This window comes from Afipia sp. Root123D2 (genome assembly GCF_001425835.1).
Taxonomy (GTDB): Bacteria; Pseudomonadota; Alphaproteobacteria; order Rhizobiales; family Xanthobacteraceae; genus Afipia.
In genome coordinates, this window is record NZ_LMDP01000003.1 from 361,388 (window position 1) to 384,039 (window position 22,652).

The following is a 22,652-nucleotide window of genomic DNA, read 5'->3' on the forward strand; positions in this document are numbered from 1 at the left end:
CTACTTGGCGGGTGCCGGGATCGCCGCAGGCGGTGTCGGCGCAGGCGCGGGCGCCGGAGACGGCGTCTGCGCTGCGGGCGGTGGCACATTGAAGTCCACCTTCGGCGCGGTCGAGATCGACTTCTCGTTGTCGACCGTGAAGTTGGCCTTCTCCTTGTAGCCGAACATCATCGCGGTCAGGTTGTTGGGGAAGGTGCGGATGCCGACATTATAATCCTGCACCGCCTTGATGTAGCGGTTGCGCGCCACCGCGATGCGGTTTTCCGTGCCCTCGAGCTGCGCCACCAGATCGCGGAACAGCTGATCGGATTTGAGCTGCGGATAATTTTCGGTGACGACCAGCAGCCGCGACAGCGCGCTGGTCAGTTCGCTCTGCGCCGCCTGGAATTTTTGCAGCGCCGCCGGGTCGTTGAGAACCTCCGGGGTCACCTGCACGCTGCCGACCTTGGCGCGCGCATTGGTCACGCCGAGCAGCACGTCCTTCTCCTGCTGCGCGAAACCCTTCACCGAGTTGACGAGGTTCGGCACCAGATCGGCGCGGCGCTGATACTGGTTGACGACCTCCGACCAGCCCGATTTGACCGCCTCGTCGTTCTGCTGGATGGCGTTGTATCCGCAATTGGTGAGGCTCAATGAGGCCAGCGCGGCAAGAATCGTGAAAAATTTACGCATGTCAGTCTCCGGTGACGTTTCGACTTCGGCGATCCGCAATCGAGCAAAGAACCTGCGGCCGTAAGACAACGCCCCAACCTTACACGGTCATGACAGGGTTGCGCGGATTTTTTCTGGAGTTCATGCGCGGCTGCGTCCACAGTCGGCCAGCCACACCCTCTCACCGGATCGTCACATGAGCAACGGCACGACCAACGCGGTGTCCATCGACACCGGCACCGACGAACTTTTGTGTTCGGTCCGCGACCGCGTCGCCACCATCACGCTGAACCGGCCGGAAGCCCGCAATTCGCTGTCCGACAAGCTCAGCCCGGCATTGCGGAGCATGATCAAGGTGTGCGGCGAGGACAATAGCATCGGCGCGCTGCTGATCACCGGCGCGGGCACGGCGTTCTGTGCCGGCGGCGACGTCAAGGGCATGGGCCAGAACAGCACGAAGAAGGCCATGACCTTCGACGAGCGCGTGCTCGATCTGCAGCAGCGCCAGCGCGCGCTGACCGGCGCGCTGATCTCGGTGCGCAAGCCGACCATCGCCGCCCTTCCCGGCGCCGCCGCAGGCGCGGGCCTGTCGATCGCGCTCGCCTGCGATATCCGGATCGCGGCGGAGTCCGCCTTTGTCAGTTCCGGCTACATGCGCGTCGGCCTCAGCGGCGACTACGGCGTCGCCTGGCTGCTGACGCGCCTTGTCGGCACATCAAGGGCGCGGGAACTGATGTTCCTGTCGGAGAAGATCGATGCGAAGCGCTGCGAGGCCATCGGCCTCGTCAACCGCGTCGTGCCCGACACGGCGTTGCAGGCCGAAGCCTTCGCGCTGGCGAAAACGATGGCCGAGGGTCCGACCGTCGCGCTGCGCTACATGAAGAACAATCTCGACGAGGCGCTGTCGTTCGATTTCGACACCGCGCTCGATCATGAGGCCGAACGGCTGGTGCGCGCTGCCGCGACCGAAGATCATCGCGAGGCGGTGCAGGCCTTCATCGAGAAGCGCAAGCCGAACTTCAAAGGGAAATAGCAGGCGCCGTTACGCCGCCGCGTTGACCGACGCCAGCGCATCGAGCGCGGCCTGTTTCCAGTTCGCGCACGGAATGTCCTGCGGCGCGACATGCAGTTCCTTCGTGAACCGGGCCAGGCGCCAATCGTCCGGCGTGGACGCGAAGCTGAAGCCGGATTTCCGCGCCAGGGAGATCATCTGCGCGTTGCTGCGCAGGGTTTCGCCGACGATCCGCGTGGCGCCCAGCGCCGCCGCGCGGCACTCGAGATTCGACATCAGCGCCGCGCCGATGCCTTGGCCCTGCGACCGGTCGTCAACCGACAGCCCGAATTCGAATTCGCCGCTGCCTTCATCGAACACATACCGCGCCTCACCGATGACGGTGCTGACGCCGTTGCTTCGGGTTTCCGCGATCACCGCGAAATGGTTGTTCTCGCCGACGTGAAGGACCTTCTCGAGTTCGCCGCGCGGAAGTTCGCTCGCCGCACCGAGCAGCCGGTTGTAGCGCGAAGCCTGCGACAGATTGCGGAAGTAGGTCTGCACGGCAAGTTCGTCGGACGGTTCAACAAACCGGACGATGACCGCGTTACCGGACTTCGTGCGAACCACATCCGCGAAGTGCGAAAAATTTTCGGGCCGAATAGCAAGCATGGCGAGCCTCGGATCCGTTCAGGAAAAAGGACCGGCGGCCATTGGGGAGCCGCCGGCCAGGGGCCTTGGCGTCATGCGCGCCAAAACGGCTTGTCGACCTCGTGAGCAACGTCATCCCAGGTGATGCCGACGTCGTTCAGATCGCGTTCGGTGAGATGAGCGAGTTCGTCGCGCTGCGTGAAGCGCTGATGCCAGGTCCGGAGCAACTGCCCCAATCCTGTCGAATTAGCCGCATTAACGTCTTTGTGATGATGATTTGTCATCTGATCTGCTGTGCACGTGGCCATTTTTGCCTCCGGAGTTCAGTTTCTGGCGGGAATATCGTCTCGGATGGGCCGGTTGACAAACGACACTTTGTCCACGAATATATGAGATATTCTCATATATAGGCGCCCAATGGCGGGACGGCTCCCTTCGCTCAATGGTTTGCGTGCTTTCGAGGCGGCGGCACGCCACCTCAGCTTCACCGTCGCCGCCGCCGAACTGAACGTGACGCAAACCGCGATCAGCCATCAGATCCGGCGGCTGGAAGACGAACTCGGCACCCGGTTGTTCATTCGCGAGAAGCGATCGCTGACATTGACAGCCGATGCGCGCGACTATCTGCCCGGCGTGCGTGCCGCGTTTCAGGATTTGCGCACCGCCACCGACCGGCTGCGGCGCAAGGGGAATGAAAGCGTCCTCACCGTCAGCACACTGGCGTCGTTCGCCGCGAAGTGGCTGTTGCCGCGGCTCGGCGGTTTTCAGGAAGCCTCGCCGAACATCGATGTACGGATCACAACCTCCACGGAGCTGATCGACTTTCGCCGTGGCGACGTCGATGCCGCAATCCGCTACGGCCACGGCCAGTGGGCCGGACTGCGCGCCGACTGGCTGATGGCGGATGAAATTTTTCCGGTCTGCTCTCCGGCGCTGCTGAAAGGGCCGCGCAAACTCGAATGTCCCGAAGATCTTGCGCATCACACGCTACTGCACACCGGCGGCGGCATGAGCGATGACTGGCGTCTGTGGCTCACCGCCGCAGGCCTGTCATTGCCTCACAGTCGTGGCGTGTCATTCGACCTGACGTTCGTGACGTTGCAGGCCGCGATCGACGGCATGGGCGTCGCGATCGGACGAACAAGTTATGTCGAGGACGACATCGCCAAGGGCCGCCTCGTGGTGCCGTTCAAGATCGCGCTGCCGGCCGACGCCGGCTTCTATCTCGTGACGCCGGAAGAACGATCGCATTCACCGAAGCTCGACGCATTTCGCACCTGGCTGACGGAAGCAGCCCGGCCCAAGCCGGTGACGTGACGCCGTCAGGCCGATTCGAGCAGCGCGACAGTGCCCTGCCCGCCGTCGGCGCAAATGCTGACGATAGCGCGCTGTCCCGACGGCATGCCCGCCAGTTGCTTCACCGCCTGACTGAGAATGCGTGCGCCGGTGGCGCCGAACGGATGACCTAGCGCAACGCTGCCGCCGTTCGGATTGAGGCGGTCGCGCGGGAACGCACCAAACGACGCGGCGACACCCGCCTTGGTCTTGATGAATTCCGTGCTCTCAAGCGCCTTGATGTGCGCCAGCACCTGCGCGGCAAAGGCTTCGTGAATCTCCCACAGATGGATATCGGCATAGGTCAGCGAGTGGCGCGCCAGCAATCGCGGAATCGCGTAAGGCGGCGCCATCAAAAGCCCCTCGACGCGAAAATCAACCGACGCGATTTCCCAGTCGATCAGCTTTACTCGCGGCAGCGTCGGCGGCAACTTCGCAAGGCCCGCCTCCGAAGCGACCCAGATGCTCGATGCGCCGTCAGTCAGCGGCGACGAATTGCCCGCGGTCAGCGTCCCCTTGCCGCTGATGCGGTCGAACGCCGGCGGTAGCTTGGCGAGTTTTTCCAGCGAGGTGTCCTTGCGGGGAATGGTATCGCGGCGCAGATCGCCGAACGGAATCACCAGATCGTCGAAGAAGCCGTGCTCCCACGCGGCAATGGCGTGCTGGTGGCTTTGCAACGCAATCTGGTCCTGCTCGGCGCGGCCGATATTCCATTCCTTTGCCGTGATCTCGGTATGCTCACCCATGCTCTTGCCAGTGGTCCGGTTGCTCACCGCCGGAATGAAGAGGCGAACGTCCTGCAGCTTCAGGTCGAAGGCGTGGCTCAGCTTTTCGCCGAGCGAACGCGCCGACTGAAACTGGCGCATCCAGTTCGACAGCGATGTGCCAAGTCCGAGTTGCACCTGACTGAGGCTATCGACGCCGCCGACCAGCGCGAGATTGCGGCTGACGCCGTCAATCATGCCGGCCGCCTCGATCACGCCGGCCATGCTGGTCGAACACGCCATCACCGTCGAGAACGCCGGCACCGCGGGATCGACACCGGCATCCATCAGAATTTCGCGGGCGATGTTGCTCCATGTCAGACTGGGCACGACGTTGCCCCAGACGACGAAATCCGGTTTGCCGCCGTGCAGTTCCGCGATCATGTGTTTGACCACCGGCACCGACAACGCAATGGCGTCGATTGTACTCAACGTTCCGTCGACCTTGGAGAACGGTGTCCGCACCCCCGCAGCCAGCCAGATGTCGTTTTTGGAAAAAGCCGATTTGGCCATGGACAAAACCTCATGATGGCGAGGAGCCGGAATACCGCTCCCTCCATAGCATATCGCCGCCGGATGCCGGTGCCGACATCGGCGTCACGAAAGCGTATTGTGCAAGCGACTCACTTATCACTCCCGGGACCATATCCGATGCCGTTGCAGAATCGCGTGACACCGTTCGGCGAGATCGTCGCCATCGCACAGCGCGGCCTGTTCACCGGCAATCGCGGCATCATCCACGATCCCGCCACCCGCACGTTGCTGACCAAGCGCTGGACCACCAAGGCCTGGATCGTCTGCACCTGCGAGTATAAAGGCCGCCGCCGCAAGGTGATGGGCGGACGAAGCTGGACCGAGTTGTTCTTTCTTGATGAGGCGACAGCTCTCGCGGCAGGACATCGCCCGTGCTTCTTCTGTCGCTACAAGGACGCGACTGCTTTTCGCGATGCGTGGGCGCGCGGCAACGGTATCGATCCGCCGAACGCATCCGCGATGGATGACGTGCTGCATGGCGAGCGGCTCGCGCATCGGGTCAAGCAACTGCATCCGCTGCCGCGCCCGATCGATGATCTGCCTGACGGCGCGATAATCGCAGACGGCGGCCGGGCCTATCTGATCGCGGGTGGGCGGGCGCATCGGTGGACCCCCGATGGTTACCGGATCGCGGAGGTACCGACTGCACCGATGCTGGTCACGCCGCCATCGACGTTGAATGCGATCGCCGCGGGTTATCGTCCCGTCCTCCATCCCACAGCCTCCAAGGTGCATTGAGATGCGAGCGCGATTCCTACAATTGCCAAGCCACCGCCGCCAGAATGGCCAACTTCCAACACATGACTGCGGCCCAACAGCCGCGCAAGCATCCAGGGCTGAGGAACATTTCGTGCCAGGACTACTGATGAAAATACTGAAGCCGCTGGCGATCCTTGGATGCCTGATTGTCACCGTTCCATCTCACGCCCAGACCGCGAACCCTGCCACTGCAACCGCTGCGCCCGCGGCCGCGGCCGCGCAATTGACTCCGGAGCAGGCGCGTCAGGCGATCGACACCCTGCAAAACGACGCCAAGCGCTCTGAGATCATCAATGCGCTGCGCGCCATCGCCAACACCAGCTCCGCCAGCGGCGCGCAGCAGGCAACGCCGCCCCAAAACGATCCACCGACAGCGCTGCCGGCCGACAGTCTCGGCGCCCAGTTGCTGCTGCGCCTGTCGGAGCAGGTCGATGAAACATCCCGGCAGATCGCCGACGCGGCGCGGGCGGTAACGCATTTTCCTGCGCTGTGGCGCTGGGCGGTCCGCACGGCGAACGATCCCTGGACTTTCAACCTGCTGCTCAACATCGCCTGGAAGCTGGCGGTCGTTCTGATCTGCGCGTTCGCCGTCGAATGGCTGGTCCGCGCGGCGATGAAGAAGCCGCTGGCGGCGCTGGAGAGAAATGCACCCGCGCCCGCGAACGCTCCGTCGCAGATGCCGCCACCCGACCGCACGCCCTCCGATGACGCCGTTTCGGCCGCCGAAGCCGAAACATCACGGCGCAAACTGACCCGGCTGTGGCAATCGTTGAAGCGGCTGCCGTTCGTCCTTGCCCGCCTTGTGATCGACCTGCTGCCGGTTGCGGCGTTTCTGGTCACCGCGGCCATCTTGATCGGCACGAACCTCGTCGATCCGGGAACGACGCAACTTGTCATCCTCGCCATCGTCAACGCCTATGCATTGAACAGGGTTTTGGTCTCCGTGGTTCGCACCATCGCGTCGTCGAGCCGCCTCAGCCTGTTTCCGGTGCGTGAGCAAACCGGCGCCTATATCGAAATCTGGGCGCGGCGCATCGCCACCATCGGCGTGTTCGGCATTGCGCTCGCCAATGTCGCTCTCCTGCTCGGCCTCTATCGCGGCGCCTATCACGCGCTGATCCGCCTGGTGATGCTCGCGGTCCATCTGCTTGTCGTGGTCGTGATCCTGCAATGCCGTCGTCCGGTCGCCCGCGCCATCCGCGCCGCCAACGATAACAACAATGCATTCGCGGCAATCCGCAATCGCACTGCGAACTGGTGGCACTATCTCGCGGTGGCCGTGGTGATGGCGCTGTGGGTGGTGTGGGCGATGAACGTCCGCAACGGCTATGCGCTGCTGTTGCAATATCTACTCGGCACCATCGCCGTGATCGCGATCACGCGGCTGGTCTCCATCGTCGCATTGGGCGCGATGGACAAGGTCTTCAAGATCAAGCCGGAGATGGCTGCCCGCTTCCCCGGTCTCGAACTGAGCGCCAACCGCTATCTGCCGGTGGTGCGCCGGACCATCTCAGGCATCATCGCGGTGATCGGTTTCGTCGCGATGCTGGAAGTGTGGGGCGTGGATGCGATGGTCTGGTTCTACGGCGGCCAGATCGGCAACCGCTTGCTGTCGGCGATCGGCACCATCGGCGTCGCCACGCTTGCCGCGATCGCGGTCTGGGAAATCAGCAATGCCTTGATGGACCGCAAGATCGCGCAGTTGACCCGCGACGGACATCACATGCGCGTCGCACGGCTCCGGACCTTTCTGCCGATGCTCCGCACCACACTGCTGTGCGTCATCGTCGCTGTCGTCGGACTCACGGCATTGAGCGAAATCGGCGTCAACGTCGCGCCGCTGCTCGCCGGTGCCGGCATCCTCGGCATCGCAATCGGTTTCGGCTCCCAGAAGCTGGTGCAGGACGTCATCACCGGCCTGTTCCTTCTGATCGAGAACGTGGTTCAGGTCGGCGACACCGTCACCGTCTCTGGGCTGACCGGAAAAGTCGAAAACCTGTCGATCCGCACCATTCGCCTGCGCGCCGGCGACGGCTCGATCCACATTGTGCCGTTCAGCGCCGTCACCAGCGTCACCAACGCCAGTCGCGGCGTTGGCAATGCCGCTGTTCATGTCGACGTCGCATTCGGCGAGGATACCGACCATGTCGGTCAGATGCTGAAGGACATCGTCTCCGAAATGAGGCAGGAGCCGAAATTTTCGCACCTGATCCGGAGCGATCTCGACCTGTGGGGCGTCGACAAGATCGACGGCACGATGGCGTCCTTGGTCGGGCAGATCCCCTGTACCGACGCCGGCCGCTGGCCGGTTCAGCGCGAGTTCAACCGGCGGGTCAAGCAACGCTTCCAGCAGCACGGCATCGAGATCGCGTCCCCGAACCAGACGCTGGTGATCCAGAGCGCAAATCCCGCCGAGGTCGAACCGCCCGATGTTACCCGGCGCAGCGCGCGGGCATAACCCGGGCGCCCTGACGGGCGGCCATCAGCCCGTCACCGTGCAGCGCGGCGCGACAGCACCTGCCTGAGCAGCGGTTCGATCCGCGACAACTCGTCGAGATGGGCCGCCGACAGGCCGGCGAGGTGGCGATCCGCAAGATTGGTCAGCCCCAGCAGGACACGGCGCTGATCGTCGGGGTCGATCACACGTTCCACCAGCCCCGCCTCCGACAAGCGGTCGACCAGTTCGACTGTGGTGTGATGGCGGATTCTCAGCCGTTCGGCCAGATCCCCGATCGCGACCGGCTTGCCGTCCGGATAGCCCCGGATTGCCAGCAGCGCCTGGTGCTGCCGCGGCGTCAGCCCGTGGGCACGGGCCGCATTCTGGCTGAACTCCAGAAAGCACCGGATCAGGTAGCGGAACTGCGACAATGCCTCGTAATCCGCCTGGCTTGGGCGCCGTTTCCTGCCCGCGGAACCCTTTTTGGCCGGCTTTTTCATTGCTGCCATCCCCCTTCGCCTGCTTGCCTATTTATATCGTAGTGCGATACGACATCGGCCAGCATCAACCCCTCCTTTTGAGCATCCATCGTCAATGAGCGTTCCATCCGCGGCGTCAAAAGCGTCTGCCAAAGCCATCCGTCACCTTGGTGATTTCACGACCGACCCGCGCGTCCTGATCATCGCGGGGATTTCCGTGATCGTGGCCACCGCCGGCGTCATTACCGGAGTCCTCCTCCTCAAGCTGATCCGGCTGGCCACCAACATCGCATATTTCGGCCAGTTCAACTTTACCGAGTTAAACATCGAACATTCGCCTCTCGGCTTGTGGACGGTGCTCGTCCCGGTGGCCGGCTCGCTGATCATCGGGCTGATGGCGCGGTTCGGCAGCGAGAAAATCCGCGGCCATGGCATCCCGGAAGCCATCGAGGCGATTCTCCTCGGACGTTCGCGGCTCGATGCCAAGGTCGCAATCCTCAAACCCTTATCCTCCGCAGTGGCGATCGGGACCGGCGGCCCATTCGGCGCCGAAGGCCCGATCATCATGACCGGCGGCGCTATCGGCTCACTGATCGCACAGATGCTTCCGGTCAGCGACAATGAACGCAAGACGCTTTTGGTCGCAGGGGCGGCAGCCGGCATGACCACGGTGTTCGGCACGCCGATTGCCGCGATCATGCTCGCCGTCGAACTGCTGCTGTTCGAATGGACGCCGCGCAGCTTCATCCCGGTTACCGTGGCCGCCGTGGTCGCGGCAGTCGAGCGCACCTTCCTGCATATGCCGGCACCATTGTTTCCGTTTGCGGGCAGTGTCGATATTTCACTGCTCCAGCTCGGTGCCTGGATTTTCATCGGCATTCTCGGCGGGCTGCTGTCCGGCCTGCTGACCCAGATGGTCTATGGCTGCGAGGACGCCTTCCTCAAGCTGCCGATTCACTGGATGTGGTGGCCGACAATCGGCGGCCTCGTCGTCGGTATCGGCGGCCTGATCGAACCGCAGGCGCTGAGCGTCGGCTACGACAACATCGCCGGGATGCTCCGCGGCGATGTGGTGGCGAAGGCCGCGATCCTGCTGCTCGTCGTCAAGGCGATCATCTGGTCGGTCGCGCTCGGCTCGGGCACCTCGGGCGGCGTGCTGGCTCCGCTGCTCATCATGGGCGGCGCGATGGGCACGGCACTGACGGGCTACCTGCCGTCGGCCAGCCCCGGCTTCTGGGCGCTGCTGGCGATGGCCGCCACCATGGGCGGCACGATGCGCTCGCCGCTGACCGCGACCTTCTTCGCGGTCGAGCTGACCGGCAATACCCACGTGCTGCTGCCGCTGATTGCCGCGTGCGGCACCGCGCATATCGTCACCGTACTGTTGATGAAGCGCTCGATCCTCACCGAGAAAGTCGCGCGACGCGGCCATCATCTCGTCCGCGAATATCGTGTCGATCCGTTCGCGCTGACCCGTGTGCGCGAGGTGATGACCTCAGCGGTGGACACAGTTCCGGCGACCATGACACTGCACGGCGCCGCTGCGTTTCTCACCAGTCCGAAGGCGAACCACCCGAGCTTTCCGGTGCTCGACGACAACCGGCGCGTGCTGGGCATCATTGACCCGCCGTCGGTGCTGCGCTGGCGCCGGGCCGGCAAGCATCGCACCATGACGCTTGGCCAGCTGTTGAGCGGAGGCAAGATCACCCTCGCGTATCCCGACGAATATCTCGAAGCGCTCGCCGATCGCCTGTCGCAGGTCAACGTCGCGCACCTTCCAGTGGTGTCGCGCGAGGATCAAAGCCTCGTCGGCTATATCGGCTGGAAGGATCTAATGCGCGTGCGCGCCAAGCTGCAGGCCGAGGAAAGCAAGAAGGCATCCTTCTTCCCCTTCCGGCCGGGAGCGGTGGACGAGACCGAGGCCAGCTAAGTCACGCCTGAGTGTCCGTCACAATCAATCGGCTCCGCCGCAACCGCGACGGAGCCGATTTCGTATCGAAAGCGCGAACGCATCAGCGCAAGACGGTCAGCGCCCCGCCGCTTTGCGCCATGCCGCGAAATCGACCATGGTCTGATCGTCGGTTGCCGGATAGAGCCCTCTGATTGATCGGCCCTTGCGCACCTGCTCGGTGACGAAATCCTCGAATGCAGTCATCTCGACTGCCTCGCTCGCGATCTCGTCGGCGAGATGCGCCGGAATCACGATCACACCATCGCTGTCGCCGAGAATGACATCGCCTGGAAACACCGGCGCGTCGCCGCAGCCGATCGGCACATTGATATCGATGGCCTGATGCAGCGTCAGATTGGTCGGCGCGCTGGGGCGATGATGATAGGCCGGGAATCCGAGCTGGCCGATTTCCACCGAGTCCCGGAAGCCGCCATCGGTGACGACGCCGGCAACCCCGCGCTGCATCAGCCGCGTCACGAGAATGGAGCCCGCTGAAGCCGCGCGCGCGTCCTTGCGGCTGTCCATCACCAGCACCGCACCGGGCGGACACTCTTCGACCGCCTTGCGTTGCGGATGAGAGGGATCGCGAAACACCGTGATCGGGTTGAGATCTTCGCGCGCCGGCATGTAACGCAGCGTGTAGGCTTCACCGACCAACACAGGCTGATTGGGACCAAGCGGATGGACATCCTGAATCGCCTGATTGCGGAAGCCGCGCTTGTAGAGCGCGGTGGCAACGGTAGCGGTGCTGACGGTCTTGAGCTTGTCGCGGGTCTGGGCATTCAACGGCATCACATTCACTCGCTGTGGGTGTTCAATAAATCACCGGCTCGCTCACCGGCGCGCCGAAATCGGTCTCGAGGAAGTCGAAGTCGCAGCCCTCATTGGCCTGCCGGATATGCCGGGTGAACATCCAGCCATAGCCGCGCTCGTAACGGGGCTCGGGCGCTTTCCATTCGCTGCGCCGTTTCGCCAGCTCGGCTTCCGGCACATCGAGATTGATGGTGCGTGCGGCAACATCGAGCGAGATCATGTCGCCGGTGCGGACCAGCGCCAGCGGCCCGCCGATATAGGATTCCGGCGAGACGTGCAGGATGCAGGCGCCGTAGCTGGTGCCGCTCATCCGCGCATCCGACAGCCGCACCATATCGCGCACGCCCTGCTTCACCAGCTTGGTCGGGATCGGCAGCATGCCCCATTCCGGCATACCGGGGCCGCCTTGCGGCCCGGCATTGCGCAGGATCAGAACGTGATCGGCGGTGACATCGAGGTCAGGATCGTCGATCGCTTTCTTCATTGACGGATAATCGTCGAACACCAGCGCCGGGCCGGTATGCTTGAGGAAGCGCGGCTCGCAGGCGCTCGGCTTGATAACGCAGCCATCCGGCGCGAGATTGCCGCGCAGCACCGCGAGCGCGCCTTCGGCATAGATCGGATTGTCGACGGTACGGATGACGTCGTCATTGTAGACGCCGGCACTGGCGATATTTTCGCCGAGCGTCTTGCCGGTCACGGTCATGGCATCGAGATGGAGGTGATCCTTGATCCGCATCATCAGACCGGGCAAACCGCCAGCGTAAAAGAAATCCTCCATCAGGTATTTGTCGCCACTCGGGCGCACGTTGGCGATGACAGGCACCTTGCGGCTGGCCTTCTCGAAATCATCGAGGCCGATGTCCTGCCCGGCGCGGCGCGCCTGAGCGATGACATGAATGATCGCGTTGGTCGAACACCCCATCGCCATCGCCACGGTGATCGCGTTCTCGAACGCCGCGCGAGTCTGAATCTTTTGCGGCGTCAGATCTTCCCAGACCATATCGACGATGCGGCGGCCGGATTCCGCGCTCATGCGGATATGACCGGCATCGGCGGCCGGAATTGACGACGCTCCCGGCAATGTCATGCCGATCGCCTCCGCGATCGCAGTCATGGTGCTGGCGGTGCCCATGGTCATGCAGGTACCGTAGCTGCGGGCGATACCGGCCTCGACATTGACCCAGTCGGCCTCGGTGATCTTGCCGGCGCGGCGCTCATCCCAGTACTTCCAGGCGTCCGACCCTGAGCCAAGCACCTTGCCCTGCCAGTTGCCGCGCAGCATCGGGCCCGCCGGTAGATAGATCGCGGGCAATCCCATGCTGGTGGCGCCGAGCAGCAGCGCCGGGGTGGTCTTGTCGCACCCGCCCATCAGCACCACACCGTCCACCGGATGACCGCGCAGCAGTTCCTCGACATCCATCGCCAGCAGATTCCGATAGAGCATGGTGGTCGGCTTGAGAAACGATTCCGACAGCGACAGCGCCGGCAACTCCATCGGGAAACCGCCCGCCATCAGCACCCCGCGCTTGACGTCATCGACGCGGCTCTTGAAGTGCATGTGGCAGGGCTGCGCATCCGACCAGGTGTTGAGGATGGCGATGACGGGACGGCCCTTCCATTCCTCCGGCGCGTAACCCATCTGCATCGCCCGCGAACGATGGCCGAACGATCGCAGATCGTCGGGAGCGAACCAGCGGGCGCTGCGCAGCGAGGCGGGGTTTCTTTTGTTCTTGTTTGTCATCGGGCACCTGTTGGTGAGTTCATTCGTCGCCGCCGGTCAGGACTGGACTACCCATCGCAATACCGTCTTGCGTTCGATGGTCCGGCAGATGTGATTTTGGACGATGAAGCCGATCACGATGACGGTCAACAGGCCAGCGAAGACCACCTGGTATCGAGCCAACTTCGGTTCTCGAAAAACCCGTCCTGCCTGACGATACGCGGCGATTAGGGTCCACCGCGCGAACGCCCAGCCAATCTTCAGACTCGTGAGGACAGTTCGAATGCCGAGGCGTTTATCGAGACCGGAGAGTGGTCAGCGTGCGGCTCAGCTCTTGCAGTTCGTAAGGCTTCCGGATGATGGGAAACTTCGCCGTCGCTGCATGTGCAGCTTCGCTGTAGCCGGTGGCGAGAAGTATAGGCAGATCCGGACGCTGCTGATGGATCACGCGGGCAAGCGCCAGACCATCCATCTCACCTGGCATGACAATGTCGCTGAACACCAGATCGACGTCGTCTTTGGCGACTTCGTGCAACGCGTCGCTGGCATTCGACACCCATCGCACAGAGTATCCGAGTTGCTCCAACAGCGTCGTACTCGCCATCGCGACATCCGGATTATCCTCGACGAGGAGAACCGTTCCCGAGCCGATCGACGAACGCTCACTTGCGCCCTGGATCGAAGAATCAGCTCGCGGAAGGGTTATGATCACAGAAGTCCCCGACCCAAGTTCGCTTTGAATGTGGATCGTACCTCCCGCTTGATGAACGAAGCCGTATACCTGGGAAAGACCAAGACCCGTGCCCTTGCCGGTTGGCTTGGTGGTAAAGAATGGATCGAACACCTTGGAGATAACATCGGGGGGAATTCCTTCGCCGACATCCGAAACCACGATCTCGACCTGGTCAATGCTTTCGTCGACGTGGAGATTTTTCGCCGTAACCGTGACTGTGCCACCCTTCGGCATCGCATCGCGCGCATTGAGAACGAGATTCACCAGTGCAACCTCGAATTCAGCGGGATCGGCGACAATGGGCCATGTCTGCGGATCGATCTCAATCACAAGATGAACCGCCGAGCCGGTGCCGCTGTCCAGCACGTCCGAAAGCATGGCAACGCTGTGAGCCACGTTAATCGCCTGCGGATTGAGGTGCTGTCGCCGTGCAAAGCTGAGAAGCTGCTTGGTGAGGGCACCACCTCGCTGCGCCGCCCCCTCGATCGCTTGCAAGGCCCTTATCGCGCGCGGATCGCCAGCGGCGGCTTTCCTGAGGGCGTGCGCGCTGCCCGAAATGATCATCAGCAAGTTGTTGAAGTCGTGAGCTACTCCTCCGGTCAGTTGGCCCAGCGCGTCCATCTTTCTCGATTCGGCTAGCTGACGTTCGACTTGCTGAAGTCTGAGCTGTGCTTCTCGCCGCTCGGTAATGTCGCGCGTGATTTTCGCAAAACCGACCAGCTCGCCGGCGTCGTTGCGCACAGGATCGATAACGACGCTGGCCCAGAAGAACGTGCCGTCTTTCCTGACCCGCCAGCCGTCTTCTTCGTACCGTCCGGCCGTTCTCGCTATCTCCAGTGCACGCGCGGGCCGGCCCGCGGCTTGATCGACCTCGGTATAAAAACGGGAGAAATGCTGACCGACGATTTCGTCCGCCGTATAGCCCTTGATTCTTTCCCCGCCGATATTCCAGTTGTTGATGATCCCGTCGGGACCCAGCATATAAAGGGCGTAGTCCGTGACGTTGTTGACGAGAAGCCGAAACCTGCTCTCGCTACTCGCCAGCGCAGCCGCCGCTTCGTTCTGCTCCGTAATGTCACGCGTGATCTTTGCGAAACCGATGAGTTTACTGTCCTCATAAATCGGATCGATCACGACAGAAGCGAGAAACTTCGAGCCATCCTTCCGAACCCGCCAACCCGTCGCGCTGAACGTTCCAGCCTTCAACGCGGTTTGCAAGGCTAGCGCCGGCAAACCTGCATCGAAATCCTCTCGTGTATAGAACTTGCTGAAGTGCTGACCCACAATCTCGTCAGCAGAATAGCCTTTGATGCGCTTCGCGCCCGCGTTCCAACTCGTCACGATCCCTTGCGGACTGATCATATAGATGGCGTAGTCGATGACGCCATTGACCAGCAGCCGGAATATCCGTTCGCTCTCATAGAGCCCCTGCTCATCAAGGGACCGCTTAGCTCGCATTGTCATGACATTCCTTGCCCGCAAGCGGTAATGCTTTGCGGCATCGTTCGTTCCGAAAGCGAGCTTGCGGCCTCCGCTCAGGCATATCCGGTACGTTATCGGATTCGCCACTGTTCTCCTCGCGCCAACCAATAGAGGCGGTTCATCGCGGTCATCAGGGGTCTCCCTCGACTTGCAATGCAGAATATATCATTGAAATCATTGATGTTTATAGATATGCCGCGCCGCGAACGCGCTGAAGCATCCCGAAATCACAGTGAGCACCGTCCGTGGTCCACGAGTGGAAGGGGCCCGAGGCTTAATCCTTCCGGAAATGCTCTGGCTTGAGTTTGGTGCTCTGGGACGGCTGAAATTCAGCCGCGCAGGCTGCCGTCAGACTGTTTCGATTCTGGCTCAGACACGCTTCGATCTTCGTCACGTTGGGAATATCTGCGCTGCAAAATCGAAATGCATCGCCCATGCAGGCCGACCGTTCCTGCGACGTCCCCTGCGCCCACGTCTCCACAGACACAAACATCGAAGCCACCAACGCAGAGCCCGCCACGAGCGCAAATTTCATTGGCGCGGTCTTCATGGCCTGATCTCCTACCTCGAGTGAACGTGGCGTATCGGCCAGATAATTCCGATACAGCGGACTTACCCGAGACCATAAATAGCACGTCGCGGTAAGGTCACAGCTGCGGTCTATGGCCGCGCGGCCATGTCGTACTCCGATATCCGCGCATCGGTGCCGTGATTGTTTTGCGCATCCTGCCGAGCGCATATCCCGACGCGTCGACCCAAAGCACGCCCGGCAGGCGGCATCAGCTCAAACCAGCCGGCGCGGTCAGGCTCAGCTATAGCTGTAGCAGCCGCATCGCATTGCCGCCGGTCAGTTGCGCCAGCGTCGTCTCGTCCATCCCATTGACGCCCGCGATATGGCCGATCGGATTGTACTCAGCCATGTCATAGGGATAGTCGGTCCCCATCAAAATCCGGTCGGGACCGAACACATCGAGCAGATAAGCCAGCTGGTGATAGCTGAACACGACCGTGTCGAGATAAACCTGACGCAGATAAGTGGTCGGCGGCAGCGGCAGGTCACCATGAGAATCCTGCCGCGCGCCCCACGCATGATCGATGCGTCCGGAATAAGCCGGCAGATAGCCGCCGCCATGGACAGCCATGAGTTTCAGATCAGGGAAACGTGCGAGCGTTCCGCTGAAGATCAGATTATGCAGCGCCAGCGTCGTCTCCAGCGGATTTCCAACCACGTTGTTGAAGTAGAAGTGCGTCAGGCGTTCGCCCTGCGTAAAGCCGTTGGGATGAAGCATGATGAACGCGCCGAGCTGTTCGGCTCTGGCGAAGAACGGCCGGTAAGCCGGATCTGATAACTCCTTGCCGTCGACATTGGTCAAGATCTGCACACCCTTCAGCTTCAGGTGCGTCATGACATAGTCGAGTTCGCGCACGGCCAGTTCAGGCTCCTGCAGCGTCACACCGCCAAGGCCGAGGAACCTGTCAGGCCGGCGCGCGCAGAATTCCGCAACGCCGTCATTGGCAATGCGATGGGCCTCTTCCGCGATTTTTGGAGGAAGATGATAGTAGCACTGGCCCGGTGCCGGCGCGACGACCTGGATGTCGATACCCATCCTGTCGAGGTCGCGCAAACGCCGGTCGATGGTGGTCATCACCTCGTTGATATCTTTTTCCTGACCGGCATTGATCGCCTTGGTCGCGTCGTCGGCGAAATAGGCCAGCGAGATGCGGCTGATATCGATATGCGGCTGCGCGACCTTGGCCGCTTCCGGCACGAAGATGTGCGAATGAATATCGAGGGTCGTCGACGATGGACGGCGGGCGCGGCCATCGGCGTCGTGGATGCGGGCAGCCGTGAGGCCATAGCGATTCTTGCGGTCGATCATTGAAATGTCCCGTTCTTATTGTTGAACGCTGAAGCTCAAGCCTGCATCGCCGTCCATTCGAGGGCGGTGCTGAAGCGTTTCACGGCAGCCGAAACGTGGGATTTGAGCAGGCTCACGGCCCGGCGCGAATCCCGATCCTGGAGTGCTGAGATGATGGCGTTGTGCTCTTCGACGAACTTGTGAGCTTTTGGGCCCCGAACGGCGGCCACGCTCATCCTGACAAGACGTTCCGTCTCTTCGATCAGGTCGCAGGCGGTCCGCGACATGCGGCCGTTGTTCGAGCATCGTGCCAGAGCGCAATGGAAATCCCGGTTGTAGGTGATGAACTCGTTCTCGCAATCGCCGTGGAATTCACGAAACCGATCGAGCGCCTTCAATTCCTCATCGGACGCATTCTTCACGGACTCCGCGATGCAGGCGAGTTCGAGCGCCTGACGAAACGCGAAAATCTCGTTGGCGTCGCGCAACGAGACCGGCGAGACCCGATAGCCCTGACGGGGGATCACGATCACCAGCCCTTCGCTGACGAGATGCTGAAGCGCCTCGCGTACCGGCGACTTGCTGACGTCGAACTGCTGGGCGAGCTCCTGCTCGCGCAATTCGCGCCCCGGCGGCAGATCGCAGGTCAGAATGCCCTGCCTGAGAAAATCGTAGATCCGTTGCCCCTGCATTTTATCCCGCGGCTATCGTTTGACTCTCATTTGTGAGATATCACAATATCAGTTCAACTCACGGATAGTATCCTCAACCGTAATATGTTTTCTACCAGATATTGCGCAAATCAAGCCATAATTCGTCAAATTGATTTGGGTTATTGACTCTGGTCAGCACTCAGTGACATCCTAGAAATTGATAAGAATATAAAACCAGATGTATCAAAACTGGATTTCAAGGGAGGTATGACATGGTGCGTTCCCGCATCCTTCTATCGACGACAATTCTCGCGGCGTGGGCTCTGGCGGCGCCGGTGCAGGCGGCCGAACCGCTCAAGGTCGGCTTCATGACCGTCCGTTCCGGAGCTCTGGCGGCCGGCGGCCGGCAGATGGAGGAAGGTCTCAAGCTGTGCATGGACGAGCATAAGGGCGAGATGGCCGGGCGGAAGATCGAGATCATCACCGCCGACACCGCCGGCCAGCCCGCTGTCACCAAAACCAAGGCACAGGAACTTGTCGAACGAGACGGCGCGCAGGTCCTGATCGGCCCGCTTGCGGCCTTCGAGGCGCTGGCGATCGACGACTATATCCGCCAGACCAAGACGCCGATCATTTCGCCGTCCGCTGCGGCGGAGGACCTGACCCAGCGCAAGCCGAACCCGTGGTTCGTGCGCGCCGTCGGCACGTCCGCGCAGGCCCACCATCCGCTCGGCGAGTATGCCGCCAAGGATTTGCACTACAAGAAGATCGCGATCATCGCCGACGACTTCGCGTTCGGTCATGAAATCGCAGCCGGCTTCCAGCGCACGTTCGAACAAAACGGCGGCAAGGTGGTCCAGAAGCTGTGGTCTCCGCTCAATGCCGCGGAATACGGCACCTACATCACGCAGATCGATCCGAACGTCGATGCGGTGTTTGCGGCATTCGCCGGCGGCAACGGCATCAAGTTCCTCGGCGAATACAAGAACTACGGCATGCAAAAGCCTGTTCTCGGTGCCATGACGACCGTGGATGAAGGCATCCTGAAGCGCATGGGCAGCGAAGCCGTCGGCGTGATTTCGTCGGGCTGGTACAGCGCCGCCACCGATACGCCTGCCAACAAGAAGTTCGTTGAAACCGTCCGCAAGGCTTACGGCGCCGATCCGGGTTACTACACGGTCGGCGCGTACATGGCCTGCCAGTTCCTCAACAATGCGCTGGAGCAGGTGAAGGGCGACATCTCGAACAAGGAAGCCTTTATGAAGGCCTTGCGCAACGTCGATATTCCTCAAAGCCCCTACGGGCCCGTGAAACTCGACAAGTACGGCCAGCCCATCCTCGATATCGCGATCCGCAAGGTCGAGAAGAAGGACGGACGACTGCAGAACGTCGTCATCAAGACTTATCCCGCTGTGAGCCAGTTCTGGACCTACGGCGCGGATGAATTCCTCAAGAGCCCGGTCTACTCGCGCGACTGGGCACCGGCGAAGTAATTCGCAATCGTCGGGAGGGATCCGCATGAATTTCTGGATCATTCAAGGTTTGAACGGTCTGGCGTTCGGATCCCTCCTGTTTATTCTTGCGTCGGGCTTTTCGCTGATCTTCGGCCTGATGCGCATCGTCAATCTTTCGCACGGTGCGTATTTCATGCTCGGCGCCTATGTCGGACTGTCGGCGATCGAGGCCGGCGTGAATTTCTGGATCGCGATCCTGATCGGCGGCGGCGCCATCTGCATTCTCGGTGCCGTCATCGAGCGCTTCATCCTTCGCAGGCTGACCGGTCAGCCGCTGGCGCAGGTTCTGGTAACGCTCGGCATTGCGTTCATCATCGCCGACACCTGCGTCTGGATCTGGACCGGCGATCCGCGCCCGGTGCCGATGCCGAGCGAACTGACAGGTGCGTTCCGGATCTCGCATCTGGCTTTTCCGATCTATCGCCTGTTCGTGATCGGCGTGGCGTTCGCATTGGCTGCGGCACTCTGGTTCCTGCTTGAGCGCAGCCGCCTTGGTGCAATGATCCGCGCCGGCGTCGACGATCTGACCATGGCGCGCGCCATGGGGATCCGGACCTCGCTTCTGTTCTCCGTGGTGTTCTGCCTCGGCTCTGCGTTGGCGGGAGCCGGTGGCGTGCTGTCCGGGCCGATCCTGTCGGTCTATCCCGGACTCGATACCGACATGCTGCCGCTGGCACTGGTTGTCGTCATTCTGGGCGGCGTCGGCAGCCTGCTCGGCGCGTTCATCGGCAGTCTGATCATTGGCTTCATCTACAGTTATGGGCAGGCGCTGTTTCCGGATCTCGCCTACGTGATCCTGTTCCTGCCGATGGTTCTGGTTCTGACCCTGCGGCCGACCGGCCTGTTCGGAAGGCAAGCCATCTGATGCGCGCTCCGGCTTCAAACGTTCTATTGTGGTTGATCGCCCTCGCCGCGCTGCTCGCGACGCCGTGGGTGGTGACGTCTGAATATTATGTCAACATCGCAAGCCAGATCGTCATCGCAGCGATTCTTGCGCTCAGTCTCAATCTCCTGATTGGCTTCGGCGGCATGATCTCACTCGGTCACGCGGTCTATCTCGGCGTGGCCGCCTATCTGTCGATCTACCTCACCGCTCACGCCGGATTCGGCCATCTCGCGGGCGCTCTGATCGCTATTGGCGCGACAACGGCCCTGGCAATGCTGTTCGGCTATCTGGCGTTGCGCGCGTCGGGCCTCGGATTTCTGATGATCACGCTGGCGCTTGGCCAAATCCTGTGGGGCGTCGCCTATCGATGGGCCAGCCTGACCGGCGGCGACAATGGACTGGGCGGATTGAAGCGGCCGCATCCGTTCGGCCTCGATCTGATGGACCCCACGATCTTCTTCTATTTCGTCCTGTTTTTCCTGGGCGTCGCACTGTGGTGCATCGCGCGCTTCATTCAGTCCGGCCTCGGCCAAAGCCTGCAGGGCACGCGCGATCAGCCGCGGCGCATGCGCGCGCTGGGTTATAATGTGTGGCTGATCCAGTGGCTGAGCTTTGTGTTCGCCGGCTTCTGGGGTGCGGTGGCAGGCCTCCTCTATGCTTATTACCACCAGTTTGTCAGCCCGCAGGCGCTGCATCTGACGACGTCAGCCGAAACACTGCTGATGGTGATCGCCGGCGGCACCGGAACGTTGCTCGGGCCGGTGGTCGGCGCGGCACTGGTGGTTATCCTCAAGAATGTCGTCAGCGCCTACATCACGCGCTGGCTGATTCTGCTCGGCGTCATCTTCGTCGCGATCGTTCTGTTCATGCCCGAGGGTCTGGTGCCCGGCATCATGCGCGGAGTCCGCGCCTTGAAACGCCGGTCGCGCGGGAACAAGGTTACGAACGCGCCGTCCATCGTCAAGGACAACGCCTCATGACGACACCTGTCCTCGAAGTCACGGGACTTTGTCGCTATTTCGGCGGGCTGCCGGCCGTGCGCGATGTGACGATGCGCGTTCCGGCCGGCGAGCGGCGGCTGCTGCTCGGCCCCAACGGAGCGGGCAAGACAACGTTCTTCAATCTGATTGCCGGCGACTTTCCGCCATCGCAGGGCGCGATCCGCATTTTCGGCCAGGACGTCACCCGGAAGTCAGCGAACCAGCGCACTCATCTTGGGATGGCGCGTACCTACCAGATCATCACGCTGTTTCAGAAGAATACGCTGCTGCACAATGTCGTCATCTCACTCGTCGGCCTTCGAGAGATACGTTTCAATCCATGGTCCGATTTACGCCGGCAGACGGCACTTTGGGACGAAGCGCGCGCAACGCTCGCCCTCGTCGGACTGGAGCACCTCGCCGACCGGACCGTCGCGGAGACCAGCTATGGCGAGCGTCGCCGGCTCGAGATCGCCATGGCGCTCGCGCAAAAGCCGAAGCTCCTGCTGCTCGACGAGCCACTGGCCGGTCTTTCCGCCGACGAACGCCAGGATGTTCAGCGCCTGCTTCAATCCATTCCGCGTGACGTCACCATCGTCATGATCGAGCACGACATGGACGTCGCCCTCGCCTTCGCCGATGTGATCACGGTGATGCAGCACGGACAGGTGGTGGTGGAAGGAAGCCGCGCCGATGTGGTCGCCGATCCCAAGACCCGGGAGGTGTATCTTGGACACTGACGCGCTGACGATCAGCGGCCTGAACGCATTCTACGGCGAGAGCCATGTCCTGCACGATCTGTCGTTCAGCGTGAAGAAAGGCCAAGTCCTCGGCCTGCTCGGACGCAACGGCGCAGGCAAGACGACCTGCATCAGCGCGATCATGGGGCTGGTCAAGGCCAGGGCAACACGCATCGATCTGTTCGGCCAGTCCATTTCCGGCCTGTCGCCGGAAGCGATTTCGCTGAAGGGCATCGGCCTGGTGCCGCAAGGGCGGCGCATCTTCCCATCCCTCACGGTTTACGAGAATCTCACCGTGGCGGCCCGCCGTGGACATGCCGAAAACAGCTCAAGCTGGGGGTTGGAGCAGGTCTATGCCACTTTCCCCCGGCTGTCGGAACGACAGCGGCAACTGGCCGGCTCGCTGTCCGGCGGTGAGCAACAGATGCTGGCGATCTGCCGCGCCCTGATGACCAATCCGCGCCTTATCCTGTTCGACGAACCCTCGGAAGGACTGGCGCCCCAAATTGTCGCCGAAGTCGCGGCGGTGCTGAAGCGGCTGCGCGACAGCGGTCTTTCGATCGTTCTTGTCGAACAGAACATCAAGCTGGCGCTGGATATCGCGGACGAGGTGGTGGTGCTCAACACCGGCTATGTCGCGCACGCGGGTGGCGTGGATTCGCTCCGCTCCAACGATCGTTTGGCCGAACAACTACTTGGCGTTTATTGAAAGGTTGA

21 protein-coding genes and 1 pseudogene are annotated in these 22,652 nt (G+C 62.0%); 10 read left to right on the forward strand and 12 right to left on the reverse strand.

The window, feature by feature from the left end:
- The gene (locus tag ASC80_RS16895; protein ID WP_056300890.1) at nt 1–672 is read right to left on the reverse strand and encodes a LemA family protein; all 672 of its coding nucleotides are present in this window, start codon (nt 670–672) and stop codon (nt 1–3) included.
- Between the two features lie 175 nt (nt 673–847).
- On the opposite strand from ASC80_RS16895, the gene ASC80_RS16900 reads away from it, so the two are divergent.
- Nucleotides 848–1,684, forward strand: a complete 837-nt coding sequence (locus tag ASC80_RS16900) for an enoyl-CoA hydratase (RefSeq protein ID WP_056299622.1) — start codon at nt 848–850, stop codon at nt 1,682–1,684.
- A gap of 9 nt (nt 1,685–1,693) precedes the next feature.
- On the opposite strand, the gene ASC80_RS16905 is transcribed toward ASC80_RS16900, so the two are convergent.
- Nucleotides 1,694–2,314 (reverse strand): GNAT family N-acetyltransferase, encoded by a 621-nt coding sequence (locus ASC80_RS16905; RefSeq protein ID WP_056299625.1) that lies wholly within the window; start codon nt 2,312–2,314, stop codon nt 1,694–1,696.
- A gap of 71 nt (nt 2,315–2,385) precedes the next feature.
- A complete protein-coding gene (locus tag ASC80_RS24460) occupies nt 2,386–2,520 on the reverse strand; it encodes a DUF1127 domain-containing protein (protein ID WP_244487303.1) in 135 nt (44 codons plus the stop codon).
- A 190-nt stretch (nt 2,521–2,710) separates the two neighbouring features.
- Between ASC80_RS24460 and ASC80_RS16915 the strand changes: the two genes are divergently transcribed.
- On the forward strand, nt 2,711–3,610 hold the full coding sequence (locus tag ASC80_RS16915; protein WP_056299631.1) for a transcriptional regulator GcvA: 900 nt from the start codon (nt 2,711–2,713) through the stop codon (nt 3,608–3,610).
- A gap of 5 nt (nt 3,611–3,615) precedes the next feature.
- Here the strand turns inward: ASC80_RS16915 and ASC80_RS16920 are convergent, their stop codons facing one another.
- On the reverse strand, nt 3,616–4,905 hold the full coding sequence (locus tag ASC80_RS16920) for an acetyl-CoA C-acyltransferase (RefSeq protein ID WP_056299633.1): 1,290 nt from the start codon (nt 4,903–4,905) through the stop codon (nt 3,616–3,618).
- A 138-nt stretch (nt 4,906–5,043) separates the two neighbouring features.
- Here ASC80_RS16920 and ASC80_RS16925 point away from each other — a divergent pair, with 138 nt between their 5' ends.
- Both ASC80_RS16925 and ASC80_RS16930 read left to right on the forward strand, forming a co-directional pair.
- Nucleotides 5,044–5,664 (forward strand): hypothetical protein, encoded by a 621-nt coding sequence (locus ASC80_RS16925; RefSeq protein ID WP_056299636.1) that lies wholly within the window; start codon nt 5,044–5,046, stop codon nt 5,662–5,664.
- Between the two features lie 127 nt (nt 5,665–5,791).
- Nucleotides 5,792–8,143, forward strand: coding sequence for a mechanosensitive ion channel domain-containing protein (locus ASC80_RS16930; protein ID WP_056299637.1), 2,352 nt, complete (start codon nt 5,792–5,794; stop codon nt 8,141–8,143).
- Between the two features lie 32 nt (nt 8,144–8,175).
- Here ASC80_RS16930 and ASC80_RS16935 read toward each other — a convergent pair whose 3' ends face one another.
- The gene (locus ASC80_RS16935) at nt 8,176–8,631 is read right to left on the reverse strand and encodes a MarR family winged helix-turn-helix transcriptional regulator (protein WP_056299638.1); all 456 of its coding nucleotides are present in this window, start codon (nt 8,629–8,631) and stop codon (nt 8,176–8,178) included.
- 85 nt (nt 8,632–8,716) lie between these two features.
- Here ASC80_RS16935 and ASC80_RS16940 point away from each other — a divergent pair, with 85 nt between their 5' ends.
- Nucleotides 8,717–10,531 (forward strand): chloride channel protein, encoded by a 1,815-nt coding sequence (locus ASC80_RS16940; RefSeq protein ID WP_056299641.1) that lies wholly within the window; start codon nt 8,717–8,719, stop codon nt 10,529–10,531.
- A gap of 96 nt (nt 10,532–10,627) precedes the next feature.
- Here ASC80_RS16940 and ASC80_RS16945 read toward each other — a convergent pair whose 3' ends face one another.
- The 7 genes and pseudogenes from ASC80_RS16945 to ASC80_RS16970 all read right to left on the reverse strand — a co-directional run bounded on the left by ASC80_RS16945 (nt 10,628) and on the right by ASC80_RS16970 (nt 17,854).
- Nucleotides 10,628–11,344 carry a ribonuclease activity regulator RraA gene (locus tag ASC80_RS16945; protein WP_056299644.1) on the reverse strand — a complete coding sequence of 239 codons (717 nt, stop codon included), beginning with the start codon at nt 11,342–11,344 and terminating at the stop codon, nt 10,628–10,630.
- Between the two features lie 22 nt (nt 11,345–11,366).
- Complete coding sequence (gene araD, locus ASC80_RS16950) at nt 11,367–13,109, reverse strand: L-arabinonate dehydratase (protein ID WP_056299645.1); 1,743 nt, start codon at nt 13,107–13,109, stop codon at nt 11,367–11,369.
- 36 nt (nt 13,110–13,145) lie between these two features.
- Nucleotides 13,146–13,256 (reverse strand): annotated as a pseudogene (locus tag ASC80_RS24795) (ABC transporter permease); the annotation flags it as partial.
- Between the two features lie 127 nt (nt 13,257–13,383).
- A complete protein-coding gene (locus tag ASC80_RS16955) occupies nt 13,384–15,279 on the reverse strand; it encodes a hybrid sensor histidine kinase/response regulator (RefSeq protein WP_082512644.1) in 1,896 nt (631 codons plus the stop codon).
- A 298-nt stretch (nt 15,280–15,577) separates the two neighbouring features.
- Nucleotides 15,578–15,853 (reverse strand): hypothetical protein, encoded by a 276-nt coding sequence (locus tag ASC80_RS16960; RefSeq protein WP_244487304.1) that lies wholly within the window; start codon nt 15,851–15,853, stop codon nt 15,578–15,580.
- Between the two features lie 262 nt (nt 15,854–16,115).
- A complete protein-coding gene (locus ASC80_RS16965; protein ID WP_082512645.1) occupies nt 16,116–17,183 on the reverse strand; it encodes an amidohydrolase family protein in 1,068 nt (355 codons plus the stop codon).
- 35 nt (nt 17,184–17,218) lie between these two features.
- Nucleotides 17,219–17,854 (reverse strand): GntR family transcriptional regulator, encoded by a 636-nt coding sequence (locus ASC80_RS16970; RefSeq protein ID WP_056299648.1) that lies wholly within the window; start codon nt 17,852–17,854, stop codon nt 17,219–17,221.
- A gap of 233 nt (nt 17,855–18,087) precedes the next feature.
- Between ASC80_RS16970 and ASC80_RS16975 the strand changes: the two genes are divergently transcribed.
- Genes ASC80_RS16975 through ASC80_RS16995 form a run of 5 tightly spaced genes read left to right on the forward strand, consistent with a single transcriptional unit; the run spans nt 18,088 to nt 22,644 of the window.
- The gene (locus ASC80_RS16975) at nt 18,088–19,308 is read left to right on the forward strand and encodes an ABC transporter substrate-binding protein (protein ID WP_056299651.1); all 1,221 of its coding nucleotides are present in this window, start codon (nt 18,088–18,090) and stop codon (nt 19,306–19,308) included.
- A 25-nt stretch (nt 19,309–19,333) separates the two neighbouring features.
- A complete protein-coding gene (locus tag ASC80_RS16980) occupies nt 19,334–20,194 on the forward strand; it encodes a branched-chain amino acid ABC transporter permease (protein WP_056299652.1) in 861 nt (286 codons plus the stop codon).
- The gene (locus ASC80_RS16985) at nt 20,194–21,195 is read left to right on the forward strand and encodes a branched-chain amino acid ABC transporter permease (RefSeq protein WP_056299654.1); all 1,002 of its coding nucleotides are present in this window, start codon (nt 20,194–20,196) and stop codon (nt 21,193–21,195) included. Before ASC80_RS16980 ends, ASC80_RS16985 begins: the two co-directional genes overlap by 1 nt.
- Nucleotides 21,192–21,935, forward strand: coding sequence for an ABC transporter ATP-binding protein (locus tag ASC80_RS16990; RefSeq protein ID WP_056299656.1), 744 nt, complete (start codon nt 21,192–21,194; stop codon nt 21,933–21,935). The genes ASC80_RS16985 and ASC80_RS16990 overlap by 4 nt, the downstream gene beginning before the upstream one ends.
- Nucleotides 21,925–22,644 (forward strand): ABC transporter ATP-binding protein, encoded by a 720-nt coding sequence (locus tag ASC80_RS16995; RefSeq protein WP_244487305.1) that lies wholly within the window; start codon nt 21,925–21,927, stop codon nt 22,642–22,644. The genes ASC80_RS16990 and ASC80_RS16995 overlap by 11 nt, the downstream gene beginning before the upstream one ends.
- Nucleotides 22,645–22,652: the final 8 nt, after the last annotated feature.